This window comes from Bathymodiolus japonicus methanotrophic gill symbiont, from assembly GCF_019721995.1.
In the GTDB taxonomy this organism is placed as follows: domain Bacteria; phylum Pseudomonadota; class Gammaproteobacteria; order Methylococcales; family Methylomonadaceae; genus Methyloprofundus.
The window spans coordinates 16,153-40,086 of sequence record NZ_BLYC01000011.1; the positions used below are offsets into that span (position 1 = coordinate 16,153).

At 42.8% G+C, this 23,934-nt stretch carries 32 protein-coding genes and 7 pseudogenes; 14 read left to right on the forward strand and 25 right to left on the reverse strand.

From position 1 onward, the window contains the following. A pseudogene (locus K6984_RS36285) lies at window positions 1–171 on the reverse strand (Maf family protein); the annotation flags it as partial. A gap of 138 nt (window positions 172–309) precedes the next feature. Between K6984_RS36285 and K6984_RS15090 the strand changes: the two are divergent. From K6984_RS15090 to K6984_RS15100, 3 genes are all read left to right on the forward strand, one after another. Then, a complete protein-coding gene (locus tag K6984_RS15090; RefSeq protein ID WP_221896281.1) occupies window positions 310–681 on the forward strand; it encodes a hypothetical protein in 372 nt (123 codons plus the stop codon). 144 nt (window positions 682–825) lie between these two features. Further along, window positions 826–2,145 carry a transposase gene (locus K6984_RS15095; RefSeq protein WP_230988105.1) on the forward strand — a complete coding sequence of 440 codons (1,320 nt, stop codon included), beginning with the start codon at window positions 826–828 and terminating at the stop codon, window positions 2,143–2,145. An 89-nt stretch (window positions 2,146–2,234) separates the two neighbouring features. Then, complete coding sequence (locus K6984_RS15100; protein ID WP_221896026.1) at window positions 2,235–2,678, forward strand: transposase; 444 nt, start codon at window positions 2,235–2,237, stop codon at window positions 2,676–2,678. An 84-nt stretch (window positions 2,679–2,762) separates the two neighbouring features. Here the strand turns inward: K6984_RS15100 and K6984_RS15105 are convergent, their stop codons facing one another. After that, window positions 2,763–2,945: a hypothetical protein gene (locus K6984_RS15105; protein WP_221896282.1), complete on the reverse strand. Its 183-nt coding sequence runs from the start codon at window positions 2,943–2,945 to the stop codon at window positions 2,763–2,765. On the opposite strand from K6984_RS15105, the gene K6984_RS15110 reads away from it, so the two are divergent. Next, complete coding sequence (locus K6984_RS15110; RefSeq protein ID WP_221896283.1) at window positions 2,902–3,075, forward strand: hypothetical protein; 174 nt, start codon at window positions 2,902–2,904, stop codon at window positions 3,073–3,075. The two genes, K6984_RS15105 and K6984_RS15110, sit on opposite strands and share 44 nt — an antisense overlap. 102 nt (window positions 3,076–3,177) lie before the next feature. Here the strand turns inward: K6984_RS15110 and K6984_RS33740 are convergent, their stop codons facing one another. After that, window positions 3,178–3,306, reverse strand: coding sequence for a hypothetical protein (locus K6984_RS33740; RefSeq protein WP_263458596.1), 129 nt, complete (start codon window positions 3,304–3,306; stop codon window positions 3,178–3,180). On the opposite strand from K6984_RS33740, the gene K6984_RS15115 reads away from it, so the two are divergent. From K6984_RS15115 to K6984_RS15125, 3 genes are read left to right on the forward strand one after another with little or no spacing between them, the layout of a single operon-like run. Continuing rightward, window positions 3,284–3,598: a hypothetical protein gene (locus tag K6984_RS15115; protein WP_221896284.1), complete on the forward strand. Its 315-nt coding sequence runs from the start codon at window positions 3,284–3,286 to the stop codon at window positions 3,596–3,598. The genes K6984_RS33740 and K6984_RS15115 overlap by 23 nt on opposite strands. Then, a complete protein-coding gene (locus tag K6984_RS15120; RefSeq protein ID WP_230988106.1) occupies window positions 3,559–4,275 on the forward strand; it encodes a hypothetical protein in 717 nt (238 codons plus the stop codon). The genes K6984_RS15115 and K6984_RS15120 overlap by 40 nt, the downstream gene beginning before the upstream one ends. Before the next feature lie 58 nt (window positions 4,276–4,333). Further along, window positions 4,334–5,107: an IS1 family transposase gene (locus K6984_RS15125; protein WP_221894694.1), complete on the forward strand. Its 774-nt coding sequence runs from the start codon at window positions 4,334–4,336 to the stop codon at window positions 5,105–5,107. On the opposite strand, the gene K6984_RS15130 is transcribed toward K6984_RS15125, so the two are convergent. The 4 genes and pseudogenes from K6984_RS15130 to K6984_RS33745 all read right to left on the reverse strand — a co-directional run bounded on the left by K6984_RS15130 (window position 5,054) and on the right by K6984_RS33745 (window position 6,136). Next, window positions 5,054–5,377, reverse strand: coding sequence for a hypothetical protein (locus tag K6984_RS15130; RefSeq protein WP_221896285.1), 324 nt, complete (start codon window positions 5,375–5,377; stop codon window positions 5,054–5,056). The genes K6984_RS15125 and K6984_RS15130 overlap by 54 nt on opposite strands. An 84-nt stretch (window positions 5,378–5,461) precedes the next feature. Then, a pseudogene (locus K6984_RS15135) lies at window positions 5,462–5,810 on the reverse strand (IS30 family transposase); the annotation flags it as partial. Then, window positions 5,803–5,985, reverse strand: a complete 183-nt coding sequence (locus K6984_RS15140) for a hypothetical protein (RefSeq protein WP_221896287.1) — start codon at window positions 5,983–5,985, stop codon at window positions 5,803–5,805. The pseudogene K6984_RS15135 and the gene K6984_RS15140, both read right to left, overlap by 8 nt. 16 nt (window positions 5,986–6,001) lie before the next feature. Further along, on the reverse strand, window positions 6,002–6,136 hold the full coding sequence (locus K6984_RS33745) for a hypothetical protein (RefSeq protein WP_263458674.1): 135 nt from the start codon (window positions 6,134–6,136) through the stop codon (window positions 6,002–6,004). A 165-nt stretch (window positions 6,137–6,301) separates the two neighbouring features. Here K6984_RS33745 and tnpC point away from each other — a divergent pair. Next, window positions 6,302–7,710 (forward strand): annotated as a pseudogene (tnpC, locus tag K6984_RS15145) (IS66 family transposase). On the opposite strand, the gene K6984_RS15150 reads toward tnpC, so the two are convergent. The 3 genes from K6984_RS15150 to K6984_RS15155 all read right to left on the reverse strand — a co-directional run bounded on the left by K6984_RS15150 (window position 7,705) and on the right by K6984_RS15155 (window position 8,658). After that, on the reverse strand, window positions 7,705–7,968 hold the full coding sequence (locus K6984_RS15150; protein WP_221896288.1) for a hypothetical protein: 264 nt from the start codon (window positions 7,966–7,968) through the stop codon (window positions 7,705–7,707). The pseudogene tnpC and the gene K6984_RS15150 sit on opposite strands and share 6 nt — an antisense overlap. A gap of 27 nt (window positions 7,969–7,995) precedes the next feature. Next, complete coding sequence (locus tag K6984_RS33750) at window positions 7,996–8,124, reverse strand: hypothetical protein (RefSeq protein ID WP_263458596.1); 129 nt, start codon at window positions 8,122–8,124, stop codon at window positions 7,996–7,998. Window positions 8,125–8,241: 117 nt separating this feature from the next. Next, the gene (locus K6984_RS15155; RefSeq protein WP_221896289.1) at window positions 8,242–8,658 is read right to left on the reverse strand and encodes a hypothetical protein; all 417 of its coding nucleotides are present in this window, start codon (window positions 8,656–8,658) and stop codon (window positions 8,242–8,244) included. 79 nt (window positions 8,659–8,737) lie between these two features. Here K6984_RS15155 and K6984_RS15160 point away from each other — a divergent pair. Continuing rightward, window positions 8,738–9,453: pseudogene (locus tag K6984_RS15160) on the forward strand (IS701 family transposase); the annotation flags it as partial. A 178-nt stretch (window positions 9,454–9,631) separates the two neighbouring features. Here K6984_RS15160 and K6984_RS15165 read toward each other — a convergent pair. Together K6984_RS15165 and K6984_RS33755 are read right to left on the reverse strand one after the other, a co-directional pair. Beyond that, complete coding sequence (locus tag K6984_RS15165; protein WP_221894378.1) at window positions 9,632–9,787, reverse strand: hypothetical protein; 156 nt, start codon at window positions 9,785–9,787, stop codon at window positions 9,632–9,634. Window positions 9,788–9,814: 27 nt separating this feature from the next. Continuing rightward, window positions 9,815–9,943, reverse strand: a complete 129-nt coding sequence (locus K6984_RS33755) for a hypothetical protein (protein ID WP_263458596.1) — start codon at window positions 9,941–9,943, stop codon at window positions 9,815–9,817. Here K6984_RS33755 and K6984_RS15170 point away from each other — a divergent pair. Further along, the gene (locus K6984_RS15170; RefSeq protein ID WP_221896291.1) at window positions 9,907–10,839 is read left to right on the forward strand and encodes a transposase; all 933 of its coding nucleotides are present in this window, start codon (window positions 9,907–9,909) and stop codon (window positions 10,837–10,839) included. The genes K6984_RS33755 and K6984_RS15170 overlap by 37 nt on opposite strands. A gap of 164 nt (window positions 10,840–11,003) precedes the next feature. On the opposite strand, the gene K6984_RS15175 is transcribed toward K6984_RS15170, so the two are convergent. Next, window positions 11,004–11,300, reverse strand: a complete 297-nt coding sequence (locus tag K6984_RS15175; RefSeq protein WP_221896378.1) for a hypothetical protein — start codon at window positions 11,298–11,300, stop codon at window positions 11,004–11,006. A gap of 12 nt (window positions 11,301–11,312) precedes the next feature. On the opposite strand from K6984_RS15175, the gene K6984_RS15180 reads away from it, so the two are divergent. Further along, window positions 11,313–11,495 (forward strand): hypothetical protein, encoded by a 183-nt coding sequence (locus K6984_RS15180; RefSeq protein ID WP_221896292.1) that lies wholly within the window; start codon window positions 11,313–11,315, stop codon window positions 11,493–11,495. On the opposite strand, the pseudogene K6984_RS15185 reads toward K6984_RS15180, so the two are convergent. The 7 genes and pseudogenes from K6984_RS15185 to K6984_RS15215 form a co-directional block, all read right to left on the reverse strand. Next, window positions 11,432–11,661, reverse strand: a pseudogene (locus tag K6984_RS15185) (ISNCY family transposase); the annotation flags it as partial. The gene K6984_RS15180 and the pseudogene K6984_RS15185 overlap by 64 nt on opposite strands. A 937-nt stretch (window positions 11,662–12,598) precedes the next feature. Next, entirely contained in the window at window positions 12,599–13,081 is a 483-nt protein-coding gene (locus tag K6984_RS15190; protein ID WP_221896293.1) for an asparaginase domain-containing protein, read from the reverse strand. Then, a complete protein-coding gene (locus tag K6984_RS15195) occupies window positions 13,081–13,401 on the reverse strand; it encodes a hypothetical protein (RefSeq protein WP_221896294.1) in 321 nt (106 codons plus the stop codon). The genes K6984_RS15190 and K6984_RS15195 overlap by 1 nt, the downstream gene beginning before the upstream one ends. 207 nt (window positions 13,402–13,608) lie before the next feature. After that, complete coding sequence (locus tag K6984_RS15200) at window positions 13,609–14,172, reverse strand: hypothetical protein (RefSeq protein WP_221896295.1); 564 nt, start codon at window positions 14,170–14,172, stop codon at window positions 13,609–13,611. 175 nt (window positions 14,173–14,347) lie between these two features. Further along, complete coding sequence (gene pgl, locus K6984_RS15205) at window positions 14,348–15,013, reverse strand: 6-phosphogluconolactonase (protein WP_221896296.1); 666 nt, start codon at window positions 15,011–15,013, stop codon at window positions 14,348–14,350. After that, a complete protein-coding gene (gene zwf / locus K6984_RS15210; RefSeq protein ID WP_221896371.1) occupies window positions 15,010–16,491 on the reverse strand; it encodes a glucose-6-phosphate dehydrogenase in 1,482 nt (493 codons plus the stop codon). Before zwf ends, pgl begins: the two co-directional genes overlap by 4 nt. Window positions 16,492–16,530: 39 nt before the next feature. After that, window positions 16,531–17,064, reverse strand: coding sequence for a Uma2 family endonuclease (locus tag K6984_RS15215; protein ID WP_420831679.1), 534 nt, complete (start codon window positions 17,062–17,064; stop codon window positions 16,531–16,533). 465 nt (window positions 17,065–17,529) lie between these two features. On the opposite strand from K6984_RS15215, the gene K6984_RS31140 reads away from it, so the two are divergent. Both K6984_RS31140 and K6984_RS31145 read left to right on the forward strand, forming a co-directional pair. Beyond that, window positions 17,530–17,958, forward strand: a complete 429-nt coding sequence (locus tag K6984_RS31140; protein ID WP_230988107.1) for a hypothetical protein — start codon at window positions 17,530–17,532, stop codon at window positions 17,956–17,958. Window positions 17,959–18,241: 283 nt separating this feature from the next. Beyond that, window positions 18,242–18,610, forward strand: coding sequence for a transposase (locus tag K6984_RS31145; RefSeq protein WP_230988108.1), 369 nt, complete (start codon window positions 18,242–18,244; stop codon window positions 18,608–18,610). 125 nt (window positions 18,611–18,735) lie between these two features. Here K6984_RS31145 and gnd read toward each other — a convergent pair whose 3' ends face one another. Together gnd and K6984_RS15230 are read right to left on the reverse strand one after the other, a co-directional pair. Continuing rightward, a complete protein-coding gene (gene gnd, locus K6984_RS15225) occupies window positions 18,736–20,181 on the reverse strand; it encodes a decarboxylating NADP(+)-dependent phosphogluconate dehydrogenase (protein WP_221896298.1) in 1,446 nt (481 codons plus the stop codon). A gap of 295 nt (window positions 20,182–20,476) precedes the next feature. Further along, entirely contained in the window at window positions 20,477–20,662 is a 186-nt protein-coding gene (locus K6984_RS15230) for a hypothetical protein (RefSeq protein ID WP_221896299.1), read from the reverse strand. Between K6984_RS15230 and K6984_RS33760 the strand changes: the two genes are divergently transcribed. After that, on the forward strand, window positions 20,640–20,768 hold the full coding sequence (locus K6984_RS33760) for a hypothetical protein (protein ID WP_263458596.1): 129 nt from the start codon (window positions 20,640–20,642) through the stop codon (window positions 20,766–20,768). The genes K6984_RS15230 and K6984_RS33760 overlap by 23 nt on opposite strands. A gap of 227 nt (window positions 20,769–20,995) precedes the next feature. On the opposite strand, the pseudogene K6984_RS15235 reads toward K6984_RS33760, so the two are convergent. From K6984_RS15235 to K6984_RS15245, 3 genes and pseudogenes are all read right to left on the reverse strand, one after another. Continuing rightward, a pseudogene (locus K6984_RS15235) lies at window positions 20,996–21,277 on the reverse strand (fumarylacetoacetate hydrolase family protein); the annotation flags it as partial. Window positions 21,278–21,320: 43 nt separating this feature from the next. After that, window positions 21,321–22,751 (reverse strand): annotated as a pseudogene (locus K6984_RS15240) (IS1634 family transposase); the annotation flags it as partial. A gap of 188 nt (window positions 22,752–22,939) precedes the next feature. Next, complete coding sequence (locus tag K6984_RS15245; RefSeq protein WP_221896301.1) at window positions 22,940–23,254, reverse strand: hypothetical protein; 315 nt, start codon at window positions 23,252–23,254, stop codon at window positions 22,940–22,942. Window positions 23,255–23,934 lie beyond the last annotated feature (680 nt).

The following is a 23,934-nucleotide window of genomic DNA, read 5'->3' on the forward strand; positions in this document are numbered from 1 at the left end:
GGCATGGGGTAGGTTTTCCGGTTTGCCCATAATTGTATCATTCAGAACCACTGAGGTATCTGCTGCCAGAATCACATTATTTTCTGCACATTGTTGCTGGATGGCAGATGACTTTTCATGTGCTACTCGCAGTACATAATCAGCGGGTGATTCATTACTGAAGTTTCCCAATAATTATTTATGGTAAAATTGAAACTATGCTACAACTATATGAAAAAAATAGTCTTTTCATTCGTTTTGCTTGGGCTGGGATGCCCAAAACAAGCTTTCGCAAAAATAGCGACTCCCCGATATCAAAAAGCTCGTTTTGTGACTGATCGCCAAGAAGAAGAAAAGTACGAGCTTGAAAGAAAAACGTGGCTGGAAGAAACATTGCCTGCCATTATGGAAAAGGCGGTAGAAGAAAAGAGTGTCGTTTTATTCGGTGATGAGGTGTCATTTGCTATGTGGGGTTCATTGGCACGAACCTGGGCTCCAATAGGAGAGCAACCCACAGTGAAAACATCAGGGATTCGAAAAGGGTTGAAAATGTTTGGTACGATCGAACTCGAAGGAGGGAGTTTTCAATACCGAGAATCATTGGCTTATGAGATAAAACCAAAGTCACTTAGACTTTTAAAAGAAGCTGGGCTGCCTCAAGAATTTTTAGCTATTCTTAAAACTCGATGTTCAAGTTTTTGATATTGAGAAGGTAAAATCAGGTATTCTGAGGTTGTTGTAATTTTATCGGTGTAAGCCCATGTTAATGAATGCCCAGCCACCTTTATCCAAAGCTATATTGACGATTTAAATGATGCGCTCAATCAGCTAAAACCCGGAGCCGCTTTGACACGGATTCAAGCCGCTTGGTTGGGCACTTGTTTAACGGGCATACTGCTAATGAACTCTGTTTGCTGGGCTAAGTTTGAGCGAGCAAGCCTTGGAGATTGCAAAGTAGCCGCATTATCCTGGGTGTTTCGTAAAGCAAGTATACCCTGGGACTGGTTGCTACGGGTGAGTGTGGTCTTAATTTTAAAACGTTATGGCATTACTGAAGGTGTGTTGGCCTTTGATGAATCAGACCGAGCACGATCTAAGTCTACAAAACGTATTTATAAGGTTTACAAGCAGAAACACAAAGGCTCCGGCGGGTATGTTAATGGACAAACGATAGTATTATTGCTGCTAGTTACCTCATCCATTACAGTGCCTGTCGGTTTTTTCTTTTATATGCCGGATCCAGCCTTAAAACAGTGGGATAAAGAAGATAAACGGTTGAAAAAGAGCGGTATAGCAAAAAAATATCGGCCTATTAAGCCTGAACGTGACAGTGCCTACCCGACCAAAACAGAGATTGCATTAGGCTTATTAAAAGAGTTTAAAGTTGCGCATAGCCTGATTAAAATTAAAGGCGTACTGGCTGATGCGCTGTATGGTGAAAAAGCCTTTATGGACGAAGCCGCTAAAGAATCTGGAGGCTCGCAGGTGATTAGCCAATTACGTAAAAACCAAAATATTGAATATAGAGGTAGAATAAGGTCAGTCGAGAGCTACTTTAATTCGATTAACAAAGGCATTGATCAGATAATACGTGTACGTGGCGGAAAAGAGATTAAAGTGACTGTCAGCAGTGCACGATTAAAGGTGAGTTCACACAGTAAAAAACGCTTTGTCATTGCCTTAAAATATGACGGTGAAAACGACTATCGCTATTTAGTGGCGACAGACCTGACTTGGCGCACACAAGATATTATTCAAGCCTATACGTTGAGATGGCTGATTGAGGTTTTCTTTGAGGACTGGAAGCTTTATGAAGGATGGGGGCGTGAGGCCAAACAATTAGATGAAGAGGGATCAAGCCGTGGCCTGATTCTGAGTCTTTTGTTTGACCATTGCCTTCTCCTTCACCCAGAGCAAATAGCCCGCATTGAAAGCAAACTACCTGCGTATACCGTAGGAAGCTTACAGCGCAAGTCTCAAATGGATGTACTGCTTGAGTTCATCACGTCATTGCTAGAGTTTCCAGATCCTGGTGATAAGCTGAAAGAGTTAGGTGAATTAATAAAGGATGTGTTTCAACTGATGCCATCAGGAAAACATATGATTGGCAGAGATTTAGGGCGCTTAGAGCCAACACCATCATTAAAGTATTGTTCTGCTGGGTGAAGGTAAGAGTTTGATGGCAATGGGATGGAAAAACTTGAACATCGAGTAAAAGCTTAAAAAATGAGAAATATCCAACACAGAAGCTTTTTATGGAAGCGATATATTCTATTGCCGACAACGTCTTAATCGAGAGTTATAAGCCAATGATATTACAACACGCTGAAACATCTGGGCGTTTTAATGGTGAAAGCTATGTTGAGTTTTTAACACAATTGCTGGCTTATTATAAAGGCAAGATTATTCTAATTGAAGATGGTGCCCCGTATCATGGAAGCGGTGTTATTAAGGAATTTAAGTTAGCTAATGTAGATCGTTTGACAGTAGAACGTCTCCCTGCGTTCTCGCCGGATTTTAATCCGATTGAGAAATTATGGAAAAATACGAAACGCGATTCGACTCATATGAAGTATTTTAAAACTTTTGAAGATCTTCATGATTCAGTTGTGCAAACTTTTAACACTTATATGCATGATGCCAGTAAAGTGATTTGTGTTATGCAAAAATTGCGGGAAGATTTCGTTGTTACCGCCTAAGTTTAAGCGCTCCAAATTTGGAAATTATTTATCTGAGAAACTATAGTTACCTCATCCGCTGAAAATCATGGAAACGGAGCTTAGCTAAGTGGTGATTTTTAGTCCCTGATAGGCGACAGGGCAATTCGCTGATTCGACGTGTGCTAGCAGCACGCGAGAGGAGCAAGAATTGGATTCCGAATAGCCGTCCAGCCAGTGAGGTAGTAATGACGAAGCGGCTTTTGTGCGTAGTCGTTGCGGACGCAGGGCGTTCAGGGCATCTCCCATCCGCTGCGTAGGTGAACGAATTATGGCGACAGGAGTCCCGGAATTTCGTGAGGTAGCATGGCGCGCCTGCATTACAGTGCCTGCGCTGAAAATCAGGGAAACGGAGCCTAAGCGAAGTGATGATTTTTAGTCCGCGATAGCCGTAGGGCCGTTATTTTGTCGGAGTCTGAGCGTTAGCGAAGGTGGAGACAAAATAAAAGGCCATCCGACACGGCGTCAAGTCATTTGGAGCCTATGTTCCGACCCCTTGTTGGGTCGGGACGAGGTGACGAGGACGAATCGGGGCCGCCGGAGGCATAAGTGGTCGCGTTAAGTTTTTGCTGCTTGCTTGGGCTGGGATGCCCAAAACAAGCTTTCGCAAAAATAGCGACTCCCCGATCGGTTTTTTCTTTTATATGCCGGATCCAGCCTTAAAGCAGTGGGATAAAGAAGATAAACGGTTGAAAAAGAGCGGTATAGCAAAAAAAGATCGGCCTATTAAGCCTGAACGTGACAGTGCCTACCCGACCAAAACAGAGATTGCATTAGGCTTATTAAAAGAGTTTAAAGTTGCGCATAGCCTGATTAAAATTAAAGGCGTACTGGCTGATGCGCTGTATGGTGAAAAGCCTTTATGGACGAAGCCGCTAAAGAATCTGGAGGCTCGCAGGTGATTAGCCAATTACGTAAAAACCAAAATATTGAATATAGAGGTAGAATAAGGTCAGTCGAGAGCTACTTTAATTCGATTAACAAAGGCATTGATCAGATAATACATGTACGTGGCGGCAAAGAGATTAAAGTGACTGTCAGCAGTGCACGATTGAAGGTGAGTTCTCACAGTAAAAAACGCTTTGTCATTGCCTTAAAATATGACGGTGAAAACGACTATCGCTATTTAGTGGCGACAGACCTGACTTGGCGCACACAAGATATTATTCAAGCCTATACGTTGAGATGGCTGATTGAGGTTTTCTTTGAGGACTGGAAGCTTTATGAAGGATGGGGGCGTGAGGCCAAACAATTAGATGAAGAGGGATCAAGCCGTGGCCTGATTCTGAGTCTTTTGTTTGACCATTGCCTTCTCCTTCACCCAGAGCAAATAGCCCGCATTGAAAGCAAACTACCTGCGTATACCGTAGGAAGCTTACAGCGCAAGTCTCAAATGGATGTACTGCTTGAGTTCATCACGTCATTGCTAGAGTTTCCAGATCCTGGTGATAAGCTGAAAGAGTTAGGTGAATTAATAAAGGATGTGTTTCAACTGATGCCATCAGGAAAACATATGATTGGCAGAGATTTAGGGCGCTTAGAGCCAACACCATCATTAAAGTATTGGGTAGTGGGTTAAACCTGTGTTTAGCATGAGAGCAATAGAATAAGAAAGTGATTTATTGCATAATTCCCTCATGAAATATTATCAAGAAATCACCTGCCCTAACTGTACTAATTCCAACCTGATGAAATCAGGTAGTAGCGATCGTGGTGTGCAGCGATATCGTTGCCAGACCACAGCTTGCTCAACCAACACCTTCATGTTGGAATATTGTTATAAAGCATGTGAATTTGGAACCAAAGAACACGTTGTCGAAATGGCTATCAATAGTAGTGGCACTCGAGACACGGCTAGGGTTCTTAAAATCAATAAAAATACGGTGACTCGTACTTTAAAAAACAAAGAAAACAGTCTTGTTCAAGTGAACCCTCTTTTTCAGACCTTTGATCAAGGGAAACCATTGGAAGTCAGACTAGAACAGGTCTGCTGTGATGAAGCCGAAATGGATGAACAGTGGTCTTTTGTAGGAAATAAAAGCAATCAACGCTGGCTATGGCATGCTGTTGATCATAAAACCAACACGGTACTCGCTTATGTTTTTGGCAAGCGTAAGGACATTGTTTTCAAAGAATTAAAAGCGTTACTTTTGCCTTTAAATATCAGTCGTTATTACACCGATGACTGGGGCGCTTATGAACGTCATCTCGATGCTGAGAAACATGAAATAGGTAAGAAAAACACCCAAAAAATTGAACGTAAAAACTTGAATTTTAGAGCATGGATAAAACGATTAACTCGTCGAACAATCTGCTTCTCTAAGTTAGAGAAAATGCATGATATTGTGATTGGTCTGTTAATAAATAAGGTGGAATTTGGCAGGGATATTCATGCAAAAACACAGATTTAACCCACTACCAAGTATTGTTCTGCTGGGTGAAGGTAAGAGTTTGATGGCAATGGGATGGAAAAACTTGAACATCGAGTTTAATCGTGCACTGCTGACAGTCACTTTAATCTCTTTGCCGCCACGTACACGTATTATCTGATCAATGCCTTTGTTAATCGAATTAAAGTAGCTCTCGACTGACCTTATTCTACCTCTATATTCAATATTTTGGTTTTTACGTAATTGGCTAATCACCTGCGAGCCTCCAGATTCTTTAGCGGCTTCGTCCATAAAGGCTTTTTCACCATACAGCGCATCAAGCCAGTACGCCTTTAATTTTAATCAGGCTATGCGCAACTTTAAACTCTCCTGAATTCAAGTCATAAGTACATAACCCAATAAATTTTTCATATCTATCCCAGTCAGCTCTTCAAATACCTCATAAGGTGTTTTGTAATTGAGACACTTTATTAGGGCGACTATTTAGCTTATCAACGGCTATAAAAACCTCTTTTATCGTAACATCAATCAACTCCATTACTTTAGGGAAATACTGTCTTAATAAGCCATTAGCATTCTCATTTTGCCCTCTTTCCCAAGAGCTGTAGGGAGTCGAAAAATACGTATCACAACCTAGTGCTTCTGCTATTTTTTCATGCAGGGTAAACTCTTTCCCGTTATAAAAAGTAATTGTTTTAACAAAGCTTTTTATAGGATCAAGCATTCGCTGAAAATCCTGGAAACGGAGCTTTAGCGAAGTGAAGATTTTTAGTCCGCCGCTGAAAATCAGGGAAACGGAGCCTAAGCGAAGTGATGATTTTTAGTCCGCGATAGCCGTAGGGCCGTTGTTTTGTCGGAGTCTGAGCGTTAGCGAAGGTGGAGACAAAATAAAAGGCCATCCGACACGGCGTCAAGTCATTTGGAGCCTATGTTCCGACCCCTTGTCGGGACGAGGTGACGAGGACGAATCGGGGCCGCCGGAGGCATAAGTGGTCGCGTTAAGTTTTTGCTGCTTGCTTGGGCTGGGATGCCCAAAACAAGCTTTCGCAAAAATAGCGACTCCCCGCCGCTATAGTCATCACAAAATGTCCCCTTAAACATCTACGACCTCGAAGAACTTTTTTATTCGCCTTACAATCGCTTAAAACAAGGAAAATTCGGGATTTAAAACCCATGAGATAATAAGCCTGTCCTTAAAGCAATACAGGTTACCTTTTGAAAATAGACTTCATCGATGTTGATTCCGCAATCAGTCATGCCAAACAGTTACTTGAAACTGAGCGTGATATATCGCCTGCGCTAAAATCAGCACTGGAAGTGATTCTATTATTAGTCACGGTATTACTCAATCGAGTGACACTGAACAGCAAAAATAGCAGTAAACCACCTGCAAGTGATCCCAACCGTAAAAAAGGGAATCGAAAAAAATCAGATAAGCCTTCTGGCGGACAAAAATCGCATGTCGGCACGACACTTCAAAAAATAGATGACTCGGATGAAATCGAGATCATTACCATTGATCGCCGTACCTTGCCAAAAGGGCGATACACGGCAGATGGCTTTGAAACACGCCAGGTATTCGATATTGATATCTCAAGGGTAGTGACAGAATACCAGGCGCAACGGTTGATAAATGGAAAAGGTCAGTGTTTTATCGCTCCTTTTCCAGATGAGGTTACTAAGGCTGCGCAATATGGTAATGGGATAAAAGCCCATGTGGTTTATCTTTCGCAATATCAGTTATTGCCCTACAACCGAATACAGGAGTATTTCGCTGATCAATTAGGTATGCCGATTAGTGAAGGCTCTATCTATAATTTCAATGAACTGGCCTATGAGAAGTTGGCTGGGTTTGAAACTATCAGTAAAGAACACTTAGTCGAATCAGCGTGCATTCATGCGGATGAAACAGGCATTAATATTAATGGTAAGCGCCATTGGCTACATGGGCCTCCAATGTTCAGTGGACACACTTCTTTCCCCATGCCAAACGTGGCACAGAGGCAATGAATGACATTGGTATTTTACCCCATTTTCATGGGATTTTATGTCATGATCATTGGAAGCCCTACTATAAATATGATTGTACTCATTCGCTTTGTAATGCACATCATTTGAGGGAATTAACGCGCGCCTGGGAGCAGGATAAACAGGAGTGGGCGCTTGAAATGAAACGACTACTTGAAAAAATGAATGATGCCGTCAATGAAGCAGGTGGCATGCTACTACATAAAGAAGCAGAAAAATGGAAGGTACAATACAGAGAATTACTTGGCAAAGCGGAGATCGAATGCCCACCACCCGATAAGCCTAAAGAAGTAAAACGGGAGCGAATAAAACGCAGTAAAGCTAGAAACTTACTGGAAAGGCTGATTAATTATGAAGAGGATGTCTTGCGCTTCATGACAAATACCTGGGTGCCATTTACCAATAATGCCGCAGAAAATTCGATTCGGATGACCAAGGTTCAACAGAAAATATCCGGCTGCTTTCGTAGTACCAAGGGTGCAGAGATATTTTGTCGTGTCAGAGGGTATTTATCAACGTGCCGTAAACAAGGTCTAAGTGCAACTCAGGCAATGACCTTGGTCTTTGAGGGAAAGTTACCTGAATTTGCTTTATAATTTCATTGAACTACTCAGCTTTGCTGAGTAGTTACCTTTTAATAAGCCTAATGCAATCTCTGTTTTGGTCGGGTAGGCACTGTCACGTTCAGGCTTAATAGGCCGATCTTTTTTTGCTATACCGCTCTTTTTCAACCGCTGAAAATCCTGGAAACGGAGCTTTAGCGAAGTGAAGATTTTTAGTCCGCGATAGCCGTAGGGCCGTTGTTTTGTCGGAGTCTGAGCGTTAGCGAAGGTGGAGACAAAATAAAAGGCCATCCGACACGGCGTCAAGTCATTTGGAGCCTATGTTCCGACCCCTTGTTGGGTCGGGACGAGGTGACGAGGACGAATCGGGGCCGCCGGAGGCATAAGTGGTCGCGTTAAGTTTTTGCTGCTTGCTTGGGCTGGGATGCCCAAAACAAGCTTTCGCAAAAATAGCGACTCCCCGACGTTTATCTTCTTTATCCCACTGCTTTAAGGCTGGATCCGGCATATAAAAGAAAAAACCGACAGGCACTGTAATGGATGAGGTAACTAGCAGCAATAATACTATCGTTTGTCCATTAACATACCCGCCGGAGCCTTTGTGTTTCTGCTTGTAAACCTTATAAATACGTTTTGTAGACTTAGATCGTGCTCGGTCTGATTCATCAAAGGCCAACACACCTTCAGTGAAATGCCATAACGTTTTAGAATTAAGACCACACTCACCCGTAGCAACCAGTCCCAGGGTATACTTGCTTTACGAAACACCCAGGATAATGCGGCTACTTTGCAATCTCCAAGGCTTGCTCGCTCAAACTTGGCCCAGCAAACAGAGTTCATTAGCAGTATGCCCGTTAAACAAGTGCCCAACCAAGCGGCTTGAATCCGTGTCAAAGCGGCTCCGGGTTTTAGCTGATTGAGCGCATCATTTAAATCGTCAATATAGCTTTGGATAAAGGTGGCTGGGGCATTCATTAACATGGGCTTACACCGATAAAATTACAACAACCTCAGAATACCTGATTTTACCTTCTCAATATCAAAGACTTGAACATCGAGTGATAGCTGGTTTGGCAACAATGGCCTATGGAAGCCTGTTTACAAAGCTATCGGAAGCCGGTTTAATATTCTCTCTAGGTTAAGGTGCAATAATGTACTGTACGATCGTCCAGAAAAAAGAAAACCCAAGCAGAGGGGCGGAATAAAAAGTACGGGCAGCGTCTGGGGTCAGCCACAGACATGGCAAAAACAGTACAACAAAAGGCCCGATCGTATACCGTGAATCTCTATGAAAAACAGCGTGAAGTCAGGGCTTATAGTCGCGTTGTCATGCTGAAAACATTGAAACGACCCGTTCAGGTTGTCTGGGTGTTTCGTCGCACACAGTGGATTGCTTTGTTTACGACCGATCTAAGTTTATCCGTCACACAGATTATTGAGTATTATGGTGCGCGATGGAAAATCGAATCCGGGTTCAAAGAGCTCAAGCAAGACATAGGGAGCCATAAAAGTCAGTGTCGAAATGCGCAGGCAGTGACCAACCATTTGAACTTCTGTATGATGGCAACAGCGCTGACGTGGATTTACGCGGATCGTTTAAAAACCGATCCGGAACGTCGGCACAAAGTGAAGGGGCGAGCCAGTTTCGCCTTTTCAGATATCCGCCGCATCATTGACGAAGCGGCTTTGGATCCGGATTTTGAAAGGGTTTGCCCCAAATACAGCAGCTCCCCTGTAAATTCGGTGGTAGCCGTTTTATTGCGAATGGTTGCTTGATGAATTTCTAAGAAACTTCAGCTCAGTAAGACCACTTTCTTTAAGCTTAAGCGGCTTGCTTTTTTTCTTCGGCCAATTGTTGCCGTTCCATGCCCCGTTTGATGGCACCTATTTTTTGTATATTTCTCATCAGTGTTCCCATTGAAAGAAGAAGCACCTAAACAAAGCAGCCTATAACCTACCTGAAGGTAGCACCACTCGAATATTTCCATCGCTGAAAATCCTGGAAACGGAGCTTTAGCGAAGTGAAGATTTTTAGTCCGCGATAGCCGTAGGGCCGTTGTTTTGTCGGAGTCTGAGCGTTAGCGAAGGTGGAGACAAAATAAAAGGCCATCCGACACGGCGTCAAGTCATTTGGAGCCTATGTTCCGACCCCTTGTTGGGTCGGGACGAGGTGACGAGGACGAATCGGGGCCGCCGGAGGCATAAGTGGTCGCGTTAAGTTTTTGCTGCTTGCTTGGGCTGGGATGCCCAAAACAAGCTTTCGCAAAAATAGCGACTCCCCGAGTAGTCGATAGTGGTCGCCATTTCCTCCAAACCAATGAACAGATTTATGGCCAGCTGCTTCCCCACTCAACGTATTTTAAATCACTGAAGTCGCATAGACGAACAAGTATGCTTGAGGCATTTGAACAGCAGAGCTATCATCTTCACGCTGAAACACTGCTATCGCAAGGCATTGATTATCTTAAAGCATTCCCGGAACTTGACGAATACACCATAGAAGCAGCGGATGGACATTTTATTGATCATGCCTGCCATACTGAAAAAAACAGCAAGGGGAAAGTTTATGCGTCCGGGGGGATTTACGCGTTGAATCTCAGAAGTGGGTTGCTCAGATTTCTTTGTCTGGTGACAAACGGAACTCAGAGACATCAAGAAATACCTGTGTTACGAGATCATATTGAAAAGCAAAACAAGGGAAATAACAGCTCTCAGAAACATCTCTATGTCTACGATAAAGCCGTCACCGACTTTGTCTGGTGGGATCGGCAGAAGCGACATGCTAATTACATGATTTCAATGCTAAAAGAAAATTCAATTGCGACTCTGGTTGAGTCTATCCCTTTTGACTCCCGCCATGAGATCAATACAGGGGTTGAAGCATACAGTGTGTACGAAAACAAGGGCATCAAATTTAACGTGGTGGATTACCGTGATCCAGAAACCGGAAAACTTCACCGGTTTGTGACAACCTTGCCAATGACTATTAACCCTGGAACCATTGCCATGCTGTATTTCAAGCGATGGACGATTGAAAAGACATTCAATAACACTAAAAGTAATTTCAAGGAAACTAAAGCTTGGTCTTCCAATACCCGCTCACTTGAAAATCAAATGCGCCTGACTGCAATGAGCTATAATTTAATGCGCGTGTTTGAATAGATTTCAAAAACACAACAGCCAGAATTGATTCATCCATCGGATAAAAAATATAGCGAGGCTCTGGAGATTAGGCAGCAACAGGCCCAAAAACGAGATCGTTTTGTGAATCGATTATTTTTCCAGGCAAGAATATCTCGTATCAGCTCGTATACCATTCGAGCAGTTCAAAACGCAATAATAACAGGAATGTCTTTACAGTGCTTTATGAGCTCTCTTGTGGCGAAGTATAATATGGCTAATGCGGTATATCGCTCAAAACCATCAATTCCATGGTCGCGACATTGACTCAACCCATGACCCTGCAATGCATTTATGGCCGATTCTACTGCCGCTGTCAGCCCCGGACGGGCTGATAGTCTCCAGAAGGCGCAGGGAAATTTGCCAATCCGAAGTGCGCGATAGCGCGCGAGGGAGGCTAAAATTTTATCCCGAATAGCCGTAGAGCCATTTGTGGTAGCCATGACTGAGCTGCTTTGTGCTCAGTCTGTGGCGGACGCAGGGCGGCTGGAGCATCTCCTATTCGCTGCGTAGGTGAACGAATTACGGCGACAGGAGTCCCGGAATTTCGTGAGGTAGCATGGCGCGCCTGTTCAAGGGCTATTTTGTCATCGGTTTCTTTTTGTATGACCTTATGGTGCAGTATGAATCCATGGTAGTCTTCCATGATGCAGACGCGTATGCCTGGTTCAACGGGTACCCTGCTTTGCCTTTACTGATCCATTCGGTAGGCGGTTGAAATAATGAAAATACTTTTTCATCGTGCGGGATAGTTTCTCCCTCAATGATACGTCGTCTTATCTGATCGACTTGTCGACCGCCATGCTGAAGAAACGTTTGCCAATCAATAATTCATAACTTTGAGTGACTCGATTCAGGTATTTTTGAGCCAGGTCAATATAAGTCTGGTGTGCTTTGCAAATCAAAGTTGTATAGATGTGTTGTAAACCCAGCAGGATAAGTGGGATATCATCGCGCGATGTGACATCAATGACGATATTGGTAATATCGATTTGCCCGATTTCCAGTTGTGACGATATGATGTTTCTCATGGATCTGATACAAAGTTTTGGTAAAATTGGGTTGTTATTGATGGCTCAGTATTTGCCAGTTCGATTTGTAAGAATAAATACTTGTTCAATAACAGTGGTATAACTATTTTTTATGAAAATACCAAAAAGGGATACTCAGAATCTTCAGTAGTGGTTTTGGGTGTTATTATACTATAATATATTGTTTTAAAAGGGTATTATTTATTTCTCGCAAGCACTAAATATAAAGCGCACATAAATGATTTGGACAAACTCGACTGGAAATTTAATAAGTTTAAAAAATTATTTCCAATTTATCGGGATTGTAAGTTGTAAGGTAACACGCAATAAATAACCTACCAATATTGCGCAGTATTTTTGTTCGCCTTCAAGGCGTAGACACGGCGCATAGCAGGCTACGTAACTATTTCTACAACGCAGAAGACGGACAAAAAGACAAGCAAGGTGGGTGGGTTATTTGTTGCGAGTTACCTAAGGTGCTTTAGCGGCTTTGCATATGAATGATGATGCTAAAGAAGAGGCATTAAAGCGTGGCTATTTTGCTTTACAAAGAGAGGGTGATTTGACGTGCAGTGAAAACAGTGACTATCTAATAGTTGCTTAATTTTATTTTTCTCGTCGAATATTTAAAGAAGAGCATGTTTCTCAAAGAAGGATAAAACGTAGTAGCTGATGATTGCTATTTATTCCACATACCCACACAATCCTGTTCAGAGAGATTTAAATTCCCCTATCGGCCTGTCTTTTCTGACTTTATCCCAATCAAATACCTTAGCATTCATGGTGATATAAATACCAGGTGGTAGTAACTGCACTGCTGTTATCGCACTACCCAGGTTAAACAACGCATCGGATTGTTTTATTGTATAGGGAATCATGGCTCCGACCAGCACAATGATTTTATCCTGTATCGCCATAGCCAGGTGTTTTGCAGTATCGACCATGGTGTCGGTACCGTGAGTAATGATGATTTGTTGTGCATTGCTGTTTATGCAACTTTGCTTTATTGCATCTCGGTCGCTTATCGTCATTTCCAGGCTGTCTTTTAACATTAACTGTTGCAAGCTTATTTCTACTGTACAACGAGCTTGTTGTAGCATTGCGGGGATATGAGTTTCAGGGAAAGACAATTCACCATTTAGCTCATTGTAGTGTTTATCGATAGTGCCGCCAGTTATGATTAACTTTATCATTATTGCAGCTTTTGTAACTGAGAGTTTGCTGCTATACCAATCCCTGACTCAGGTTCTTTATCGACGATACGTTGCAAAATGGATAGGCTAGATTGTTCTAGCAGGGCTATTGCTGCCAGGCGAACTGATGGGTAATGTGCTCGTAATGCAGCCAATTCTCTAAGGTAGGTATTTGCATCACGCAACTCATGCAGCATGAGTTTTTCGGGATCACCAGTAAACAGCTCTCTGAGCAAATCACCATGTCGGGTTTGTTCGCGCACTAATTCTCTAGGGTCTAATTTTGGTATTTCTGTTGGGTCATTGCAACAATTGCTCATAATTATCACTCCTGTTTAAAAATTCAAGGGAAATAACTCAGTGAAGCGCAGGTCTTTAGGGCATGAAAGTATTTGTTATTTATCTAGGTAATGGGGTTCTGTAGGCTGGGATGAAGCTTGCGTAATCCCAGCTTTTTACTTTGCCGGGTTTCGTTCCTCAACCTCAGCCTACATGAATACTTTCACTCTCAATAAAGGAAGCTTCCTTTATTTTTCCTCCGCTCCACCTTGACACTGACTACATTGATCATTCCAGATCGGGTTATCCAGGTCATCTTTATCCAGCTTTTTAATGTCTTCTGGATAGATATGCCAGAACGACTGGTCTATTTTGGCATTATCATAGCCTTGTTTTCTACCGTGGTTAAACGGACACCACCAGTTTTCAATCAACTTTACCAGGTAGGCATGCCATTCAAACAAGCCTACGCTGACCGGACAATACCAGGTACAGTTTAGTATCCAGTACAGCTTGGTTTGTGCCAGACTTAGGCCAAAACTGGCATCCATGGTAATCTGGTTCTTTAAGTTATAACGATGAGTTTTCCGCTCAGGCAGAAAATCAAATAAGGTTTTCAGGTTTTCAGCACCGACCATTTTTAAGTGATAATACGATAACAGTGCACTGGTAATGACAAAGGGCCAGGTAAGGATGGGCAAATAGACTAAAACTAGTCCTACTCCACGGCGCCATGCGGGTATGCTTTTATGATTGCGGCCAATATTGACACGGTGTTCTTCCTGGGTTGTAGATGATTCACAGGCTTTCATTTGTTGTCTCCTTTGTTCAGAGTTATTATTATTTTGATTTATTTTAAAAATACTGCCATAAGAAAAATATGGGCAATAGTATGAATAGAAAATCAAACGAATTGTAGGGCGGCGCTTTAGCCCGCCAGGTGTATAATCTGCGGGCTAAAGCGCCGCCCTACATTAAATTTATTAATTAAACGCTTAATAACACATCGACACCAGAAGCTGGGCATAGATGCGTTACAGGCAAGTCTTGATGATTTTTCCATGCGGCTATGGCATCTTGCTTATCACCAGAAACAATAAAAATCAGCTCATGGGTATTACTCAATGCTTTCGCACTGATAGTTACCCGATCCGATGGCGGTTTAGGCGAATTATGCACCGCATGTGTCAACTCATCCGCATTATGTACATGGCCTGGAAATAAACTGGCCGTATGACCGTCTTCTCCCATACCTAATAATACCAGGTCAAAAACACCTGCCGCGGCAACCTCTTTAGCATATTGCTCAGCACCTGCTTCAGCACCTAATTCTGCAGCAATAGGATGAATCTGTGCTTTCGGAATGGCAACTTTATCCAGCCATTTCTGCTCGGCAACCAGGCTATTACGCTCGCTGTCTTCCACCGGCAAACAGCGCTCATCACCATAGTAAATATGCCACTTGCTCCAGTCTGCCGGTTTAGTTGCTAATAGCTGATAGGCTTTAACCGGCGCTGTGCCGCCGGCTAAAACCAGCTTAAAATAGCCATGGGCAGCAATTGCCTTGTCCGCCGCATCCAGCACGCGATGACAAGCAGCCTCGGCTAGTAATTCGATTGAATCATAGGGTTTCCAGCTTACTTTTTGGCTCATTTTTCCGCCTTCAATGTATTGCGCCAATGCTGACTTTCTTTGTCAAACAAGCGGCGCTCATTCGGTCCCCACGAACCTGCCGGGTAGGTTTCGATATAATCGCGCTCAACCGCCCATTTATTCAAAATCGGATCAACGATTTTCCACGCATATTCCACTTCATCATAGCGTAAGAATAATGACCGATCGCCTTCGATAACATCCAGCAATAAATCCTCGTAAGCATCAGAAGGATGCTCGTCTTCATTACGAAAACTGGCATTTAGGTTACTGACGCGCGTTTTCATTTCCAGACCAGGTTCTTTCACCGTCATTTCCATACGGATACATTCCTCAGGCTGTATACCTAAAAGCAGCCAGTTCTGATTAATTCTCTCAGCTTTGGTGTTTTTAAACAGCTGGGATGGTGCATGCCTAAAGCAGATGGAAATACTGGATTGCGTTTTTTCCATACGCTTGCCAGTACGCAAATAGATTGGCACCCCACGCCAGCGCCAGTTATCTATATACAGCTTCATGGCAGCGTAGGTCTCTGTCACGCTATTTTGCGGAATACCTTCCTCTTGCAAGTAACCATTCACATCTTCCCCGTCCATACTTCCCGCAGCATATTGTGCGCGAAATGACTGCGCGTGCACCGCTTCTTCTGGAATAGGACGAATGGACTTTAGAACTTTTACTTTTTCATCGCGTAAATCTTCCGCATTCATTGATACAGGCGGTTCCATAGCGACTAAAGTCAATAACTGCAATAAATGACTTTGTAACATATCACGCATCGCGCCAGTATGATCATAATACTGGCCGCGACTACCAATGCCTAGTTGCTCGGAATGAGTAATCTGAATGTGATCTATATAATTCCGGTTCCATAAAGGCTCAAGCATGGAATTAGAAAAGCGAAACACTAGCACGTTTTGCACCATGCCTTTACCCAGGTAATGATCGATCCGGTAGATCTGCTCTTCGCGCAGGTGCTTGCTAATTCTACTTTGCAATGAACGTGAACTTTCCAGGTCGGTGCCAAAGGGTTTTTCAATGACAACTCTGCGCCAGCAATGCTTTTCTTCCAGCAAATTCGGCCCGCTTAAGCGCTCAATAACCGGACTAAAATCTTCCGGATTAATTGCCAGATAAAAAGCAATATTCTGTGGATAATATTCTTTATCATCGAGTAAAGTTGACAAACTGCTATAACATTCAGCTTGCTTTAAATCGCCTTTATGATAGTGCAATCGGCCGACAAAACGCTTAAATACTTCTTCATCAACTCCACCGCGTGCTTTTTCTTCCAGCATAATGCGCACTTCGGAGATCCATTTGTCGTTATCCCAGGGCCGTCGACCGATGGCGATAATCTTGGTATTCTTATCCAGACGATTCTCAATATCCAGATGATATAGCGCCGGCATTAATTTGATGCGCGATAAATTTCCCGTTGCGCCAAAAATAACATAAGTACAGGGATCAGTTTTCACTGTTGTTCCTTTCATTGTTGCTAAAATAAATAGGTCTGGTTATTGTTGATGATCAACAATAACCTCAAAAATTTCTTGCATCTCAATTGAGACATCCAGGCTGACAAAATCACACACGCCTGTATTAGTGTATACATGCAATAGCCAGTCATTATCTGCGGTACGCCGAAAGCACTCGACACTACGCGCTTTAATATCCACCAGCACATATTCTTCAAGACTCGTTAACTGCCGGTAAGCGGTAAACTTTGCCCCCCGGTCATACGCTTCTGTAGAATCCGATAACACTTCTACAATTAGCTTAGGATACGATAAGTATTGCTCTGCCTGATGGTCATTTTTATTGCATGAAACGATGACATCAGGGTAATAAAAAGCATCCATGGTTTTAACTTGCAGCTTCATATCTGACATATAAGCCCGACAATCTGTTCCGCGTAAACGCTGTTTTAGGCTCGCAGCGATATTCAAGCTTACAAGTACATGCTCGCGCAGTGTACCACCCATAGCAAAAATTTCAGCATGAACATATTCATGCTTCTCTTCTTGCAGCTGAAGTTTCCCAATAATTATTTATGGTAAAATTGAAACTATGCTACAACTATATGAAAAAAACAGTCTTTTCATTCGTTTCAAATGCTATTGCCTAAGGGGAATTAAGTAGGGGTTTGCTATAAACATGGCAAAACCACCTAAAATAAACCTCGATACACCAGCATTGTGTATTTCAGCTACTCAATAATTGGGAAACTTCAGTTCTTGCAGTTCTTCCTAGGCAAGATATTCTTTGACTGACATCGAATTGACTTTACTCGCTTGACTCATAAGAACTGAAGTTTCCTAGTTTTTAAAGCATAAGAATATCAGCTAATGCTTATTTTTCTGAACTATTAGGTAATACTAATATTAATGGCATTCCGTTGGCTAAAAGCCTTGAATTCTTTTTAAAAACAACAGGTTAATCGTGAATGAGGCCTGGTTTTACTGTATAATGAAAGTTTATAACACATTGATTATACAAATAAAACGACCTCATTCATGTTCATTTTACGCGATATTTTACTCCCGCTTCAAGATCATTTTTCCGAAACCACTTTAGGCCGCGAACGAGCCTCTCTGTTCGTTTACACGATCCTGTCTATTATCGTTCCTTTTACGTCATCAATGACATCTAATCTTTGGCGTTGCCTTGATACGTTGTTTGGGTTTGAGATCAAGAATAAGCGCTTTTACACTTTCATGGCTTCTTCAACTTTGCCGTGGGCTGGGCTGTGGAAAACTATCTGGGAGCTGATTCCGTCTCCTGAAACAGATGGGCGCATATTGGTTGCACTGGATGACTCCATTATCACTAAAGTAGGCAAAAATATCTTCGGCTGTGAAGCCATTTTTGACCACGCGGCCAAATCGAATCAAAGCAAATATCCATGGGCACAAAACATTGTATCGGTAGGGTTGATGAAATAGGTCAAAGGTCGCTGGGCGTGCTTATTTTTAGATTTCCGATTTTATCTACCCTTAAAAACAATTCAGGCAAAAAAAGAAACCGCCACGATAAGAGGTGATGTCGTTCCTTTCCAGACCAAGATGGCTCAGGCGGCTCAAATGCTGATTGCAATTGCAGAACATTTTTCCACCGCTCCGATATTGACAGTCACTGATAGCTGGTTTGGCAACAATGGCCTATGGAAGCCTGTTTACAAAGCTATCGGAAGCCGGTTTAATATTCTCTCTAGGTTAAGGTGCAATAATGTACTGTACGATCGTCCAGAAAAAAGAAAACCCAAATGGTGCGCGATGGAAAATCGAATCCGGGTTCAAAGAGCTCAAGCAAGACATAGGGAGTCAGAAAAGTCAGTGTCGAAATGCGCAGGCAGTGACCAACCATTTGAACTTCTGTATGATGGCAACAACGCTGACGTGGATTTACGCGGATCGTTTAAAAACCGATCCGGAACGTCGGCACAAAGTGAAGGGGCGAGCCAGTTTCGCATTTTCAGATATCCGCCGCATCATTGCCGAAGCGGCTTTGGATCCGGATTTTGAAAGGGTTTGCCCCAAATACAGCAGCTCCCCTGTAAATCCGGTGGTAGCCGTTTTATTGCGAATGGTTGCTTGATGAATTTCTAAGAAACTTCAGTCATAAGAACTCCTGATCATTAATTACCAGTATGATTACTCTGTTTCAATTAGCGAATCGTAGGGAGTGGCTAAAGCCACTCCCTACATCTACGATGCCTAAAGCTATACGTTATACGTCGTTGATGACATCTTACCGCCGGTACCTGTCCAGTCAGTATGGAAAAACTCACCACGAGGCTTATCCAGGCGCTCATAAGTATGTGCACCAAAGTAGTCACGCTGCGCCTGTAAAAGATTCGCAGGTAATCGCGCGCTACGGTAACTATCGTAATACGCCAGTGCAGATGAAAATGCAGGTGTCGGTACACCGAGTTGCACGCCTAATATAACCGCTTCACGCCAGCCTTGATCAGCCGCCGTCACCGCATCTTTAAAATAATCAGCCAGTAATAAATTATCCAGCTCAGGATCAGCTTCATAGGCCTGTTTAATATCACCCAGAAACTGGCTACGAATAATACATCCACCACGCCACATTAACGCGATACCACCGTAGTTTAATTTCCAGCCATATTCCTTTTCTGCTGCACGTAGTAGACCGAACCCTTGCGCATAAGACACAATTTTTGCAGCATAAACCGCTTCAGCAATCGCTTTGATCATCGCTTGCTTGTCGCCAGAAAAAGTCGCTGTAGACTGCGGCAAGATTTTTGACGCCCTAACTCTCTCTTCTTTTTGTGCAGAAACACAGCGTGCAAAAACGGACTCTGCAATCAAGGTTAGTGGCGCGCCTAAATCCAGGGCATTAATTCCTGTCCACTTACCTGTACCTTTTTGCCCGGCAGTATCAAGGATTTTATCGACTAACGGCTCGCCATCTTCATCTTTAAAGCCAAGAATATTAGTGGTGATTTCAATTAAATAAGAGTCTAAAACGCCCTTATTCCATTCTGCAAAAACGCCTTGAATTTCATTAGCACTTAAGCCCAGACCCTCGGAAAGCAATTGATAGGCTTCACAGATAATCTGCATATCACCATATTCAATTCCGTTATGCACCATTTTTACATAATGACCAGCACCATTCTCACCCACCCACTGACAACATGGCTCGCCATCTACTTTTGCTGAAATAGCCTGTAATATCGGCCGTACGGTTTCCCAGGCGGCTTTATTTCCACCTGGCATAATTGAAGGCCCATGACGCGCGCCTTCTTCGCCACCAGAAACGCCTGTACCTATAAAGCGAATATTTTTTTCTTTTAATGACTCGGTACGGCGATTAGAATCTGTAAACAAAGAATTACCGCCATCGATGATAATATCACCGTCTGATAATAAAGGCGTCAGCTTATCTATATAACTATCGACCACATCACCAGCTTTCACCATCAGCATGATGATACGCGGGCTTTTTAGGTTATCAACAAGTTCTTCTAACGAATAAGTTCCTACAACTTGCGTGCCCTTTGCCGGCCCACTTAGAAAATCATCTGTTTTACCTCTTGAACGGTTATTCACGGCAACTTTAAAACCATGATCATCCATATTCAAAACCAAATTCTGCCCCATGACCGCAAGGCCAATTAAACCAATATCCGCTTTCATTCTTTGCTCACTTAAATTTTAAAAAAACAGTGTATGACTGCTTAAGTCGTGGATAATATACAGCAAAATGATTTTTTCAGCCTGATTCTTTTTACCTGAAGTTTCCCAATAATTATTTATGGTAAAATTGAAACTATGCTACAACTATATGAAAAAAATAGTCTTTTCATTCGTTTCAAATGCTATTGCCTAAGGGGAATTAAGTAGGGGTTTGCTATAAACATGGCAAAACCACCTAAAATGAACCTCGATACACCAGCATTGTGTATTTCAGCTACTCAATAATTGGGAAACTTCAGCCGCTGAAAATCATGGAAACGGAGCTTAGCGAAGTGGTGATTTTTAGTCCCTGATAGGCGACAGGGCAATTCGCTGATTCGACGTGTGCTAGCAGCACGCGAGAGGAGCAAGAATTGCATTCCGAATAGCCGTCCAGCCAGTTTGGGGAGTCGCTATTTTTGCGAAAGCTTGTTTTGGGCATCCCAGCCCAAGCAAGCAGCAAAAACTTAACGCGACCACTTATGCCTCCGGCGGCCCCGATTCGTCCTCGTCACCTCGTCCCGACCCAACAAGGGGTCGGAACATAGGCTCCAAATGACTTGACGCCGTGTCGGATGGCCTTTTATTTTGTCTCCACCTTCGCTAACGCTCAGACTCCGACAAAATAACGGCCCTACGGCTATCGCGGACTAAAAATCATCACTTCGCTTAGGCTCCGTTTCCCTGATTTTCAGCGGTGGTAAGAAATTTAAGCGCTGCTGTGGAAAGGCATAAATGGCGATAGCATTCCACAAACTCCATACGAGCCATGATATTACTTAACTAGAAAACCATCAGGCTCATCAATAACAGGATTGATTAATCGGCCAATTTTTTCAATTTCGATTGTAACCACCTGCCCGGCCTTCATATAACCACGCGGCTTCATCTTAACACCAACGCCACTAGGCGTTCCGGTAGAGATGACATCCCCAGGCTCCAGCGTCATAGACTGGCTTAAATAGGCGATCATCTGGTAAATATTGAAAATCATATGCTTTGTATTGGAAGACTGACGCAAATCGTCATCCACCCAGGTTTTTAACCTATCTTCGTGACATATGCAGTCAATTTCCCATTATTTCAATGAGTTAAATTTTTCAATCGGCCCCAGTTGGCACTACAGGTTTCATATCAACGATCGTTTTAACTTTTCCAATCGGGTCGGGGTTAATATTCAACGCAGTGTATATTTGTTTTTGTCTGGTTTCTGCTTTGCTTGTGGTTCGCAGGTGAATGATTGTATCGTTATCCGTGGGTAAAGTAATGGTCATGCGTTGCTGGGTCGACATCCTGTTGCGAATGCTTTCCCAGCTTAGATGGATGTCCTGCAATCTAAGTTGATAACGCAGTACATGTACCAGGTGGTAAGCTAATAATGTGATGAATAGGTGTCCGGTAACCCGCTCTTCTTTTTTGTGATAGACAGGGCGCAAGCCTAGCTCGGTTTTCAGGCTTCTAAAGGTCGCTTCAATCTCAGTCAGCATGGTATAGGTTAGCCATAACTGTTCTTCCGACCAGTCAGGGATATTCGTTCTTAGGCAGTAAACACCACAGTGCTTATCTTTTTGGTCACTTTCAGGTTTACGTTGCCATTCTATACCGATGGCTTTGTTTTTTTTGTCATCCGCGATAACGTTAATGGTGTAATCTGCAGCAACACGGCTATGTTTTTCACGTAGTCGTCCGATACGTTCCAGTATTTTGTCGTATTTTTTAAGGGTGCCTTTTTTGCTCAGACCTGTGTGCAGTTTTTCCAGGGCCTCTTCCAGACGAGCATGGAAGCGATTACGGATACCTTGTTCTTTTTTTGCTTTTTGTTCTGAATGACAATAGAGTCGGGTTTCCTCGGTTTCTTGATCAACTTCACGATAAACAACAACATTGCTGTCCCGGGTATCCCTGACCGCTACCGGAGTTCTCTGATCTCTTGGGTTTTTTACATGTTGTTCTCGACTGACAACGAGATAATGATAATCTTGTTCGATTAACCAGGCAATATTGTCAGCGCTGGCAATGCCGGCATCCATGATAACCACCGGCTTTATTTGATGAAAGGGATCCTTGTCTCGCAGTTCGTCAAGCATCAGTTTCAAGGTCGCGGGCTCACTGGCGTTGCTGGGAAAAACCTGACTACTCAATGGAAAGCCGTCACCATCCAGAACCAGCCCCAGAGTAACCAACGGGCAATCAGTGCGTTTCTCTTTAGAGCGACCGAATTTCGCTTTCGGGTTTCGGGCGCACTGGCCTTCAAAATAAGTATTGGTCAGATCGTACAATACAATCTTGCGGTTTAAATTGAACAACGTCTGCTCTCGGTCAGCCAGAAAATGTTCAAGATTTGCCTGATGTTTGAGTAGCTTGTCACTGACTGTATATAATCGCGTCAGGCTGGTGTTACCGTAGTCATGACCCAGTAATTCGCCCAGGCCTGTTTGATTTTGCAACCAGTCATGTGTTTGCAGTTCACTGCCGGGTGAAACCATACGTCCTATGATAGTGCCCAGGGCCGTCGCCGTATCTACTTTATTACTGAAGTTTCCCAATTATTGAGTAGCTGAAATACACAATGCTGGTGTATCGAGGTTTATTTTAGGTGGTTTTGCCATGTTTATAGCAAACCCCTACTTAATTCCCCTTAGGCAATAGCATTTGAAACGAATGAAAAGACTGCTTTTTTCATATAGTTGTAGCATAGTTTCAATTTTACCATAAATAATTATTGGGGAACTTCAGCTTCAGTAATGCCATAACGTTTTAAAATTAAGACCACACTCACCCGTAGCAACCAGTCCCAGGGTATACTTGCTTTACGAAACACCCAGGATAATGCGGCTACTTTGCAATCTCCAAGGCTTGCTCGCTCAAACTTAGCCCAGCAAACAGAGTCCATTAGCAATATGCCCGTTAAACAAGTGCCCAACCAAGCGGCTTGAATCCGTGTCAAAGCGGCTCCGGGTTTTAGCTGATTGAGCGCATCATTTAAATCGTCAATATAGCTTTGGATAAAGGTGGCTGGGGCATTCATTAACATGGGCTTACACCGATAAAATTACAACAACCTCAGAATACCTGATTTTAGCTTCTCAATATCAAAAACTTGAACATCGAGTTATAGGCTGCTTTGTTTAGGTACTTCTTCTTTCAATGGGAACACTGATGGTGTTTAGCGATAGGTTAGGCTACGCAGGTAGCCAATCCACGGGGTGTTCAGTTAGATAAAAAGAAGTGCTGATTAATAATCGGTTTGAGCAATACTGTAAAGTTATTTATGCTTGCTTAAGCTATTCAGTAAGTCTTCCAGCGGTACCAGGCACAGGCGGGTTCTGAATAATACCTTGGCATCTTCCAGCAGGCCGAAACATTCATACACGCGTAACATGATATTAGTGTTATTCAAGGTGCGTGATTTTGATTCGTGCCGCTGTTTGACCAGTATATGCAGCTTATCCCATCTTCGTCACTTTCATCTTTCTAAGCCATTGATTCATCGGTTTAAGCGATTTTTTGTCGAAAAATTCTCTTTAAAATCAATGGTGTTTTTTTTGAAAGTTTTGTAGTGCCATTTATATTATTTTTGTCGATAAATTCATTGACTTTTGTCAAAAAAATCATCATTATTTGAGTGTAATTTACATGCGACAAAAATACTCTAAAAAATCCAACGTTTTATACAAAAACACAAAATCTGTAGTGCCAACTGGCTACTTTTTA